Below are 12087 nucleotides of genomic sequence, written 5' to 3'. Positions count from 1 at the left end.
TTTCCTTTTTCGTGTTAAATTATTTACGATCTGACACACTTTTCTAAATTATTATTTAATTTTGCTATATGGATTTAAGAGATCAGTTAAAGAACCTTTTCCCTGAACATGAGGAAAAGGACTTTGAAATGCCTAAGGAAGAGTTTAAGCAGCAGGAACCTTTGGTGTGTAAATTTGAGAAAAAAGGCAGAAACGGTAAGCCTGTAACGATTGTTGAAGGCTGGGAAGGGAGTGAGGAAGATTTAAAGAAAATCTCAAAAAAAATAAAAACCACCTTAGGAATAGGCGGTTCAGAGAAAGATGGAACGATCATTATTCAGGGCGATAACCGTGATAAAATAATGAATATCCTTAAAGAAATGGGATATAAAACCAAAAGAGTCGGCGGGTAGATCTAGAAATAGATCTGGGTTTCCGGCATCAGGCTTTTCAATCGTTCAATCTTAGTTTTTTCTATAGGATTTCCTGTCAGGATAAGGGTTTTCAGTTTTTTCAACTGCCCTATTTCTTCGGGAATATCTTTCAGATTATTATTGGCAAGATTCATACTGACAATATTTTTCAGTCCTTTTATTTTAGGGGATATTTCTGTGATATGATTGCTGCTTACGTTCAAAAATTCAAGATTCTGAGCCCTGAACAGGTTTTCCGGCAATTTTACAATAGCATTCTGCTGCAATTCAAGATATTTTAAATATTTAGGGAAAGAAAGATTCCCCAAATCATTAATCTGGTTTTCAGATAAATTCAGAAATTTTAGATTTTTTATTCTGTATAAACGGTCCGCGATGATACTGATCTGGTTTCCCTGAAGGTTAATTTCTTCCAAAGCCGGTATTTCCATCAGGGCTTCGGGAAAAATATTCAGGTTATTGGCATCAAAATGTACTGCTTTTAAATTCTGAAGTTTTGCAACGTTGGGGTTAATGCTTGTCAGGCCGTTGAGATTCATGGAGAATGTGTTCAGCTTTTTCAGGTTTCCAATTTCGTCTGGAATATATTTGATGCTGTTTTCATTCACATTTAAGATCTCCAGCTTCGTTAATGCAAAGATTTCCTGATCCATTTTTTCAAGCTTATTTCCCATGATATTAAGGAAAAATAAGGATTCCAGCTTTGAAATTTGAGGAGGCAGGTTGAAAAGTCCCTTTTCTCTGAAACTCATACTGTAAACCGTTTTTTCACTGTTCAGCGCTTCATCAATATTGGTAAATGTAGGATATTTCACGGGATCTATCTGTGCCTTTGCAAGACAGAGAGAGAAAACAGAAATCAATAGAACAAGCTTTTTCATAGAGATAAATTTCGGGCGGCGGCTTTGCCGCCGCCCGAAATGAGTATTAATAATTTACTTTTTTACTAGCTTCACAGTTTTCTGGAAACCTCCTTCTGCTTCGATATTCAGAACCAGAATGCGGGATCCTTCAAGCTGATGTGTGAAGTCAAGATCCAATGATCTGTTAACTCCGCTGAATTTCTTCGTATAAACGATCTTTCCATCCAGGCTGTATGCTGTTACAGAAATGTCTTTCAATCCTTTTGGTGAGTTGATTTTAACAATTCCTGAAGTAGGATTCGGAGCTACCTCAACGGTATTTTCAGCATTATGACTTTCAACAGTCCCCAATGCACCAGCTGTTCCTAAGTTTTGTTTTAAAGCAATAACAACTGTAGCTGATTTCCCTCTGTAATCAATTGTATTTCCTGTAGCGTCAATATCCGTAGAAATTGTAGAATCAGGATGCTGAATCGAGAAGAAACCAAATTTATAATCCGGTGTGAATGTCAGTCCTGTAGGTTCTGATCCTGCAGGCATAGAAGCAAAAAGTCTCACTTTAGGATTAGCTTGTGTATGATCCGGAGCGATTACCCAGATGTAGTTTTTTCCACCATCCTGAAGAACCCAAAGGTTTCCAAGTTCGTCAAAAGTAAGGTTGTCATTTCCATCGCCCCATGCTTCAGATTTCATTCCCTGAGGAGTGTTAAAAGAATATGCTGTAGAAGCACCTCCTGCAAAAGTTTCTACCTGGGAAGCAGTTGCTCCGTTATCCTGCAGACGGTATATTTTATCCAATCCTTTTGCTGTAAAATAAATTTTTCCGTCTAAAGGGCTGATGTCTACATCTTCCACTCCGTTAAATCTTGTTCCTCCTAAAGACTGGGCAAGTGCAGTTGTATTATTCTGATCCGCTTTTATTTTATTTGGAACCTGAACCCATGTAGCTGTAGTTCCCACAGGATCTCCGGAAGTACTTAATCCCTGATCAAGCTTTAATACATAAAGGTTTCCAGAAGAAAGATCATTTGGAGTATCCATTACATATTTGTAGACCATGTGCGTTCCCCCGTCTTCTCCGTAATAGGCTGTAGTTCCTGCATTATTTACCACTACATTTTCGTGGTTCATAATTCCCATCTGCCAAAGCTTTCCTTTGGATCCGTCTGTATTTTTGGAAATAACCTGCGCTGTGGCTGGATCAATTTCCACTAACCATCCGTAATCTTTGTAGCCATCACTGTTTACGTCATTGGAAGTAACAGATTCTTCGGCAGTAACAACAGTTCCCCAAGGAGTAACTCCACCTGAACAGTTTCTGATCGTCTGAACCAAACTTGGATCGGAGAAACTTACTGCTCTTGATCTTGTCAGCTGCCAAAGTTTTGTGGAAGAATTGTAGTTAACCTCAGCCATCGTAACCCCTCCAGGATTGGTTTCATGGTTTACAGAAAGATATCCGTTCGTGCTGCTTCCTGTCTTGGCAACATAGGCAGTAAAGTCATTCTGACCTCCTACCATTCCACCTCCTTCGGTGTAACTGTCACCTTCTTTTAAGATAAGCTGGTATTTATGTTCAGCCGGAATGATCAGTTTATTGGTTTGTGCCGTAGGAACAATAGAAGTAAAACAGCTGATGTGCGTTCCTGTACATGCAGGAGGTGGCGTAACAGTAGCTGTTGTCTTTAAATAAGCATCAATTCTAAGGTCTGAGCTGGCCCCGGTTCTGTTGTGAAGTTCTACAGAGATCCTGTTGGTTCCGTTTACAAATTGAGCTTTCGGAATAGAAAAGATATTATAAACGCTTTCTGCAGCCCCGTCAATTGTTGTACTGGAAGGTGTATTGAAAGCAATAGCCCCTGTTGGCATATTATCTCTCACTACCTCAACTCCGTTAAGATAAACAACGATTCCGTCGTCTCTCATTACTCCTAATTCCATATTATTTGAAAGGGTTAACAAGTCTACGGTGAAATCTTTAGCAAAATAAGCAGTTGTAAGACCTGAACTGATGGTAGTGGTTACAGGATCTCCATAACCCAGAGGTCCGTTCCCTGCGGTCCATGTTGAAACATCAAATGTCTGATCTTTCCACGAATCTGCCAGAGCCTGGTTGTTATCCTTATAGCTCCAGGACGAGTTCTTGTTGAATAAAAAGGTCTGTGCCTGTGCACTAAAACCAGCCACCATAGCCAGCGCCGCAATTGTAAGTAATTTTCTCTTCATTTTAATTGATTTATTAGACTCTGCAAAGCTATTTTTTTGGCGAGGTACCTCTGTTAATAGGAGTTTAAATATAGACTGGAGAATATTAATTAATTTATAACCCAATGTTAAGGGAATTAAATATTTGTTAAATATTTGAGTTTGAGAGTGGGAGTGTTGGAAGTGTAAAACTCAATAGTAATATTATTCAAAGTTCATCCTTTAGTAAAAGTAGTTGCAGATAATAAATCTTATATCCAAATTCATTTAAACCTCAACCCTCCCACTCTCAAACTCTCCAACTCATCTAGCCTTACTAATATCGGTCAGTGAATTCAGGAAAGCAATGACCTGCTTGATCTCTGTTTTTGTAAGTTCCAGTTTATCCGGTGGCAGCGTTTGATTTTTCATCTTTAAACCGAGGCCTTCTCCTCCACCTTCGTTATAGAAGTCCATAACTTCTTCCAGAGTATTGAAAGCTCCGTTATGGAAGTAGGGTTTGGTAAGAGCAATATTTCTTACCGTAACGGTTTTGAAAGAGTAATCATAGATCCATGACTTCTCTTTTTTCACAGGGCTGTTGCCTCTTCCAAGATCCTGATCCAACTGAATAGGAAGCTGATGGATGGGTTTTGTAGTTACCCCTAAAACTTCTGATTCATTTTCATTAAAGAACGGCGGCACAAGACCCGAAAAATGTGGTGCAAAATGACATGTTGCGCAGTTGGCCTTTCCCATAAACAGATTATATCCTTTTTTTACATCTTCGGAAACATCTTTTTCATTTCTCATAAAACGATCGAAATCACTGTCAAAAGAATACAGGGATGAAACATAAGAGCTTAAAGCTTTGGAAAAATTTTCTTTATTTATTTTACCATTTTGAAAAGCAGCACGGAAAGCTCTTTTGTACTCAGGCTTTGTTCTCAGTTTTTTGATGATATCTTCATAGCTGGTATTAAACTCATCATCATTGTAGATTACATGTTCTGCCTGTTGCTCAAGGTAAAATGCCCGCAGATCATAGAAAAACCTTTTGGCAAAAACAGCATTGTATAAAGATGGAGAATTTCTCAGAACTGTTTTACCTTCCACATTGCTCTGGGACTTTACTTTAAGGTCCGTAAAAGCATTTTCCTGAAGATGGCAGACCGCACAGCTCATTTTACCGTTTTGACTCAAATTCTGGTCATAGAAAATAGATTTCCCTAAACTGCGAAGCTCATTACTATCTTCAGTAGACTGCAGCAATGTGTAGAAATACGGATCCAGAAAATCACTGCTGAAAAGGTTTTTACTCTTTACGTTCCAACCGGAAAATTCTTTTAGATCATCTGCCCTTCCGTCCCATTTTCCGAATTCTTCATACAGAGGCTGAATGTATTTTTTATAAAACTCAATTCTGTCAAAATTTTCAAAATCTTTATTCACAGCGACATAATTGATTCCTTCATTAAGGATCTTGTTGGCTTTCTGAACATTATAGTTTTTAAAATACACATCGTCATTAATGTATTTTTTTATTCCGGTAAAAGCATGGCCGGCTTCCTCTGAAACATTCAGGGAACCTGGTGTATCAAAGCCTGTAATTCCCAATGTATAAATTCTTATCAGTTCTATCCTTAGTGGCAGCGTTTTATTGTTTCCGCGACTTAAACCGTTCTTTATGGTACTCAGATAAAAGCTTGAATAGGAATTGTACAGAAAATCCGTGATCGTTTTGATCTTCTCCTTTTCATCTCCTGCTTCATCGGAAAAGATCAGCTCATCCAGAACCTGGAGTCCTTCCGGTGGCAGTGTATAGGCAGAAGTTCCCGCAGCTTCTATATGAAACAGCGGAGCGGCATTAAGATGAGTTTTTGTGAATTCCGGATAATGATAGGCGATATAAAATTCGATTTCTTTAAACGAATTTCTTGTCCTCCTTAAGGAATTTCTAAGCTCTTCAAGAGAGATTTGATCCTCTGAGAATTTGTATACGTCTGATTTCAGCTGGTCAAGCCTGTTTTTAAAATCCGACAAACCTTTATTGACAAAGGTATTTTCATTTTCTTCTCCCTTATCAATCGGATTAAAAGACATGACAGCAAAACCTATCAACACAATCACAGCTAGCAGCGGATATAATCTCATTAATTTTTAGCGGCAAAAGTACCGTTCCGATGTTATCGCAACTTTAACGGCAGATTAAAAAATGTTTATGTTTTGACCACGTAATTATTATGGAGGGCTAGTTTTAACACAAATTTAAAATCCAGCAAGGCTATTTTAAAAGCGTAAAAATCTACAAACGGCAGTTTCTTATAGAAATATTTTTATTAATTTTAAACCCCGAAATCAAATTCATTATACTTAAGAACGGCTGATTTCTATAGGCCGCTTCAAAAAAGATGACGAAAGATATTGGGAGAGGATTTATAACATCATTTCAGCAAATTAAAAACAAGATATTATTATGAAAACAAAAGTATTATTTGCTTTTGCGGCGAGTTTCCTTTCCATTTGTGCATTTTCACAAAAAAAGAAGGAAATGGCCGTGTACGCAGAGAAAAAAGGCAATGATTATTATCTGGTACGCCTGGAAGAAGGCAAACAAGTTCCAAATGTTTATGTATATTCAAATGGTGTAACAAAACCTTACAAGAACTATACTGACCTCAAGGATATTGTTATGGATTTTCCGGGAATGATGGACTCTAACAATTCAACCAAGGAGGAAATGGTCTCTGTTCTAAAAAAAGGAGATAAGCTCTATGAAATTACAACCCAAAGAAAGGATCCGAAAAACTTTGAAAAAACCATTATTACAGTCTATGAGATTTTCCAGGGACAGAAAAGAATCGTAGAAGAATATGATACGATCTATGATCTTGCCGGATCGCCTTACAAAGAAGCTATATTCATTAATTAAAAAATAAAAAATATAAATTATGCTAAATAAACTTGCTGCCTCAGAACTGGTGCTGAATGACGACGGAAGTGTATACCACTTAAATCTTTTACCTGAAGATATTGCTGATAAGATCATCCTTGTGGGAGATCCGGACAGAGTGGCAAAAGTTTCAAAATATTTTGACAAAGTAGAAATCAAAAAAAACAAAAGGGAGTTCTATACCCATACCGGAACACTTCGCGGAGAAAGAATTACCGTAATGTCTACAGGTATCGGAACAGAGAATATTGATATCGTGATGAACGAGCTTGATGCCCTGGTGAATATTGACCTTAAAAACAAGGAGTTTAAAACTGATCATAAAGCCCTTGAACTTTTCCGTATGGGAACCTGTGGAAGTGTAAATCCGGACGTACAGGTTGATAATATGCTCGTAACCCAAAATGTTGTAGGTCTGGACGGACTGATGCATTTTTATCAAGACTATAGCTTCGAGAATGAGTTTTCCAAAAGTTTCATGGAAAAATTCCCGTATGAGAAGATCAAACCTATGCTTTATTTCTCAGACTGGGCAGAAGAAATGGGAGACTATTATAAAGATGCCAAATACCACGGGAATACGGCTACTTTCCCAGGATTCTACGCTCCTCAGGGAAGACAGCTGCGTTTAAAAGCAGTTGATGATAAGTTCCTGGAAACATTGAATGACCTTGGAGTAACTAATTTTGAAATGGAAACTTCAGCGATCTATGCTCTTTCAAAACTATTAGGCCACAAAGCCATTACAGTGAATAACGTTATTGCCAACAGAAGACGTGGAGAATTTTCTGCAGACCACCATGCTTCTGAAAAGAACCTTATTGATTGGGTACTGGAAAGAATTATCAAGTAAAATAACTCACGTTTTTATCCTTAAAATCAAACCTTATAGGTTTTAAAAATCTATAAGGTTTAGCTTAAATTATAGCAAGATCTGCTTAATTGGCTCAATCTGCAAGCGGTTTTTCTCTCGCAGATTGAACAGATCAAGCAGATTTTTTATTTCATCTAAGTTTTCTAGAGTAAAGAAGTATTTAAGTGAAATGCTCTCGGATCCGGATATTTAAATATAAAATCCAATTCTGAAATCAGCTTTGAAGACAGGATTATTTTCCCCTCACCTATTGTCACTGTTTCTTCAGAGGATTTTAAATTTTGCTGAGCATTGATCACCTGGGCTTTCGACGGATGTTCTGGAGCCGTTACATTGTACAGTTTTCCTTCTGATCCTGTTTCGATCATTTTTTTAATTACTCTACAGATATCTTCATAGTGAATATGATTCACCGGTGCTTCCAGGTTTGAGATATTATAATTTTTCAGAAGCCGGTTATCTCCCATCAATCCTGCTAATCTCAAGATATTTACCTGTGGATATTTACCTTTGATCATTCGCTCTCCCTGAACATGATCTGAAGAAAGATTTTCTTCTGCATATTCACCAGGAATATCCGGATAGACACCGGTAGAACTCATCACAAACATCTGGCCTTTAAAATCGCCGATAAATGAAAATAAATGCTGAACCCTGTTGTATAACGAACTTGCACAGCAGCTTTTACCGGAAATCGGAATAGTAATAATGAGAACATCTATGTCTTTAATCTCAGTCCACAGAGTAACCTTTTCTTCCAGCTGAAAATCCGGGAAGCTGGCGACAGAAGTATTAAATCCTTTAGAAGACAGCTCATCAGCTTTGTTTTTTGTAGTGGTGGTGGCATATATTTTATACTGTCCGGACATTGAATCAGCAATCCTTGATCCCAGCCAGCCGCAACCTATAATTCCTATTTTCTTCATAAATTTTCAAGTATATGCATTAAGGATTTAAATCTTCTTCCTTTTAATAAGCAGAACATTGGCAAAATTAAATCAATTTATGCTGTCCGCAATTTTCATTGCATTATATTCTTAAAATCTAAATCAGCCTTTCTTCAGCTGTATTTAATTTGTGCTTTTCTTTCCGTACAGCCCATGCATCTATAAGTTATTTTTTTGTCTCATTTTGAGCCTAACAACTGTTAGTAGTAAAACTACGACAAAAAGAAAAATAGCCTTTCATTTTTTTCCTCATTATGTCTTTGCTTCTTATATTTGTTTCACGTGGATGTGATTTTAATATCATCATTACAAAACTGTAATTCAGAATATTAAATTCATTAAAACTAAATATTAATTATATTTTAAAACTTAAAAATATACAGGGATCCATTCCCGGCATCAGGTGAAAGCAGAACGATAATTCCCTCACAAAAGATACTATTCTGTTGACATTAACAAGACAGTATTTTGATCTGTAGTGAGTAATAAGAACAACCATTATGCAGTCCGGCATGCCAGACTGTTGTTACATACATTAACCAGAAAAAATATGTTATGTTCCAGGACAGCAAATCATCAAAAAACCAGATTCCAAAATCTAAAAAAGATCTGGACAGTATAAAACCCGCAGATCTAAACCCAGTTAATAAAACTGAAAAAAAAGCTGAAAAAATAAAAAAAACGGTACAGACAGCCGGGCAGGCACTCTCCTATACCGATAATTTCATGAACAAAGCTACACAACCTAATACAGCTTTGGTTTCTGAAAATAAAATTTGGAACGAGCAACCCACTTCTAAAATATTCAATGCCGGATCAATTCCGAAAAGTGAGCTTTTAGGGATCAATCGTGTGGTTAAACTTGAAATCATTATTGAAGGAAAAATAATTAAGCATTTCAAGCATTTTACACTCACCCAAAGTGCTGTTAAACATCATGAATTCAATCTTATGCTCGCTCATGATGCTTTGGGAGGGGCAGAAAATCATAACCTGGAGCAGGCACAAAACTTTCTGGGCAAGAGGATCACAGTAGTATTTAAATATAAAGACGTAGAAGAAAGTCCTGAAAGAAACTTTGTAGGGGTGATTACCGAAGTAGGGTTCAGCCAGGAAAAAGGCAGTTTGGGAAATATTGTACTTACCGGAAACAGCCCTACTGTACTTCTGGATGCTGCCCCGCACATTCAGAGTTTCGGTGGCGCCAAAGAGATCAGCCTGAACAGCATTGCAGATTGGGTGATTAAAGAAGGACTTGGTTCCAATAAATTTGATTTCAGAGTAGATTCCCAGCACGGAAATGTTTCTTACAGCTCTCAATATGAAGAAACCCACTACAATTATCTCGCAAGAATAGCAGAAGCTTACGGGGAACAGTTTTATTATGATGGTGAGGTTCTTCATTTCGGAAAACTGCCTCCACAGGAAAAGCCGGTACAATTGGTATACGGAAGCAGCGTACATGATATTAAGATCAAAATGAGAGCCCAGCATGTAAACCCTGTTTTTTACGGCTATAACAGCAGCAAAAATGAAAAGCTCACAACAGGAAGTTCAAAAATAAATCATCAGTCAGATATTGCGAAACGAGCCTATGAAATATCCAAAGCAACTTTCACAACCCCTTCATTAAGGGTAGCTCCCATCAAAGCATCTACTTTTATGGATATTGATGCTTCACAGAAAGGTACAGCAGGAAGTAAAGCTGTAGACGTGTTTATCACATCCGGAAGTACTTCTGTCCCGTTTTTATATCCTGGATGTACCGCAGATGTAGAAATGCGGAAATCTGAAACCAACCAGACCTCCTATTTTACCAAGCTTATGATCACAGGGATCAGCCACGAGGTAGATGCAAGAGGTCATTACACCGGAAATTTTGAAGCAATAGCAGCAGATACCGGATACATGCCACGGCCTGAATTTGAGATGCCTAAAGCAGAACCTCAGTTCGCCAAAGTTATTTCAAATACTGACCCTCTTAACCAAGGCAGGATTCAAGTTCAGTTCGACTGGCAGAACGGGCAGGATACCACTGAGTTTATCCGCGTTATGACTCCTGATGCGGGCGGAAGCGATAAAGTAAGTAAAAACCGTGGTTTTATGGCTATTCCTGAAGTTGGAGATCAGGTGGTTGTCAATTTTGTACACCAGCATCCGGACCGTCCCTTTGTAATGGGAGGAATGTTTCATGGAGGTGTTGGCGGAGGAGGCGGACAAAACAATAATGTTAAAAGCCTGAGCAGCCGAAGCGGTAATAAACTGGAACTGGATGATGGTGCAGGATCTGTGTTTCTTACCGATCAGGGAGGAGCCAATATGAAATTTGATGGAGCCGGAAATGCAATGACCAATGCCAATAATGATAAAACAGTAACAGTTGGGAATAATAATACGGTAAATGTTGGAAGTGTAAGTTCTATTAACGTCGGAGGAAAAGAAGGCGGAGGAGCCAATTCTATGCTTAAAATGGATAATAGCGGAAAAATCACTCTGGAATGCGACACAACCATTACCATTAAAACAGGAAGCAGCTCAATAACCATGACTACGGGAGGAGACATCACCATAGAAGGTCTCAATGTGAAAGTCATAGGAAAAACGACTACAGAGTTAGGAAAAGCTGCTGCCAATCCTGGAATTAAGATTGATAGTGACATCAATGCCAATGCCGCCAAAATTAATACCTCATCTTCAGGACCTACCAATATCAAAGGGGCTGATGTGGAAATCAATAAAGGATAATTATGCAGGTTAATATAGAAAACAAGGGCGAATATCGTAACTATACCTTTCTCAGAGAAGAAAGATATCAATTTCAGGGACTCAGAAATGAAAACTATATTGAAGCTGAGCTAAAAGTCACCCTAACTTCTATTGAAAATGAAAAACCTGTTTTTACCGTTGAAATGCCATTGTATAAGCAATCCAATAAAGACGGTATGTACAAATGGGTCGGAGACCTGCATCAGCTGAGAGAAAAAATAGTATGCACCCTCAATGAAAACGGACAGCTTGGAAAGATCATCAACTTAACTGAGGTACAGAATAAATGGCTGGAAATAAAGCCTAAAATTATCCTGAAACATCGAAGTGAGCAATACCGTGAAATTTTCATCAAAGGTGTAGAAGAACTTTTGGAAGATAGCGAGCGCCTGGCAGAAGCTCTCCGTTTCGCAATGCCTTATCAATTGCTATTTCCCGGCATTCATTTCAAGGAGTTCAAAAAAAACGAGATCATCAACGGATACCGTGAGCTTCCCAACTTTATTGCTACCAAGAGCGTCCCTATTACTACAGAAGAAACAATTTCAGAATTAGAAGACGGCAGGTACCAGATTGATGTGAAAGGAAGCATAGATGAAGATAATTTTGAACAGGATAAAGTAACCGCCATGATCCGTGTTTTAAAGAACCGTCCCCGTGTGCCGACTCTCCTTCAGCTTAATTATATAGAACGCTATCTCCTGGAAGAGTGGCCATGGTCTGAACAGAGTATGTGTATGAGCCTGGCCCAGATTCCCGGCACATTATACCGTGAAGAAAAAAACATTTTAAAAGCTGCAGCCCATGACCATTCCCCTGCTTGATATTGTATTCCAGAATGACCGCTACTATCTTCTCTTCGATGATGAGAAGATCCTGGAGGCTCCGGCTGCCAGAGAATGGCATGTATATGCAGACGGACAATATATATGCTCTGTCAGTAACTGTAAAGTTTCGGAGCTGTTGAAAGTTCCGGGTAAGATTTTTCTGGAGACCCGGGAAAATCTTAATAAACTGGAAAATAGTTTCAGAAGATTGAAAAATGTAACCCTGAGCTCAGATAAAATTAACATCTAAATCATCGCAT

General features: G+C 38.2%; 10 protein-coding genes. 6 read left to right on the top strand and 4 right to left on the bottom strand.

The features are described from left to right. Positions 1 to 68 precede the first annotated feature (68 nt). Positions 69 to 392 (top strand): translation initiation factor, encoded by a 324-nt coding sequence (locus ACTJIV_RS12675; RefSeq protein ID WP_111953039.1) that lies wholly within the window; start codon positions 69 to 71, stop codon positions 390 to 392. 2 nt (positions 393 to 394) lie between these two features. Here the strand turns inward: ACTJIV_RS12675 and ACTJIV_RS12670 are convergent, their stop codons facing one another. The 3 genes from ACTJIV_RS12670 to ACTJIV_RS12660 all read right to left on the bottom strand — a co-directional run bounded on the left by ACTJIV_RS12670 (position 395) and on the right by ACTJIV_RS12660 (position 5614). Next, complete coding sequence (locus ACTJIV_RS12670) at positions 395 to 1294, bottom strand: leucine-rich repeat domain-containing protein (protein WP_223559671.1); 900 nt, start codon at positions 1292 to 1294, stop codon at positions 395 to 397. Between the two features lie 54 nt (positions 1295 to 1348). Next, a complete protein-coding gene (locus ACTJIV_RS12665) occupies positions 1349 to 3502 on the bottom strand; it encodes an alkaline phosphatase PhoX (protein WP_440627894.1) in 2154 nt (717 codons plus the stop codon). Between the two features lie 282 nt (positions 3503 to 3784). After that, positions 3785 to 5614, bottom strand: coding sequence for a cytochrome-c peroxidase (locus ACTJIV_RS12660; RefSeq protein WP_440627892.1), 1830 nt, complete (start codon positions 5612 to 5614; stop codon positions 3785 to 3787). Positions 5615 to 5936: 322 nt separating this feature from the next. On the opposite strand from ACTJIV_RS12660, the gene ACTJIV_RS12655 reads away from it, so the two are divergent. Together ACTJIV_RS12655 and ACTJIV_RS12650 are read left to right on the top strand one after the other, a co-directional pair. Next, the gene (locus ACTJIV_RS12655; RefSeq protein WP_223559674.1) at positions 5937 to 6392 is read left to right on the top strand and encodes a hypothetical protein; all 456 of its coding nucleotides are present in this window, start codon (positions 5937 to 5939) and stop codon (positions 6390 to 6392) included. A 19-nt stretch (positions 6393 to 6411) separates the two neighbouring features. After that, positions 6412 to 7266, top strand: coding sequence for a nucleoside phosphorylase (locus ACTJIV_RS12650; RefSeq protein WP_223559675.1), 855 nt, complete (start codon positions 6412 to 6414; stop codon positions 7264 to 7266). Positions 7267 to 7430: 164 nt separating this feature from the next. Here the strand turns inward: ACTJIV_RS12650 and ACTJIV_RS12645 are convergent, their stop codons facing one another. Beyond that, positions 7431 to 8213, bottom strand: a complete 783-nt coding sequence (locus ACTJIV_RS12645) for a hypothetical protein (RefSeq protein WP_440627890.1) — start codon at positions 8211 to 8213, stop codon at positions 7431 to 7433. 576 nt (positions 8214 to 8789) lie between these two features. Between ACTJIV_RS12645 and ACTJIV_RS12640 the strand changes: the two genes are divergently transcribed. From ACTJIV_RS12640 to ACTJIV_RS12630, 3 genes are read left to right on the top strand one after another with little or no spacing between them, the layout of a single operon-like run. After that, on the top strand, positions 8790 to 10979 hold the full coding sequence (locus tag ACTJIV_RS12640) for a type VI secretion system Vgr family protein (RefSeq protein ID WP_440627888.1): 2190 nt from the start codon (positions 8790 to 8792) through the stop codon (positions 10977 to 10979). A 2-nt stretch (positions 10980 to 10981) separates the two neighbouring features. Further along, the gene (locus tag ACTJIV_RS12635; protein WP_440627886.1) at positions 10982 to 11824 is read left to right on the top strand and encodes a hypothetical protein; all 843 of its coding nucleotides are present in this window, start codon (positions 10982 to 10984) and stop codon (positions 11822 to 11824) included. Next, positions 11805 to 12077 carry a hypothetical protein gene (locus ACTJIV_RS12630; RefSeq protein ID WP_111953022.1) on the top strand — a complete coding sequence of 91 codons (273 nt, stop codon included), beginning with the start codon at positions 11805 to 11807 and terminating at the stop codon, positions 12075 to 12077. Before ACTJIV_RS12635 ends, ACTJIV_RS12630 begins: the two co-directional genes overlap by 20 nt. The last annotated feature ends 10 nt before the right edge of the window (positions 12078 to 12087 follow it).

The sequence above is a fragment of the Chryseobacterium sp. 22532 genome (assembly GCF_052044665.1).
GTDB lineage: Bacteria > Bacteroidota > Bacteroidia > Flavobacteriales > Weeksellaceae > Chryseobacterium > Chryseobacterium lathyri.
This window is presented reverse-complemented; position numbering and strand designations above follow the sequence as displayed.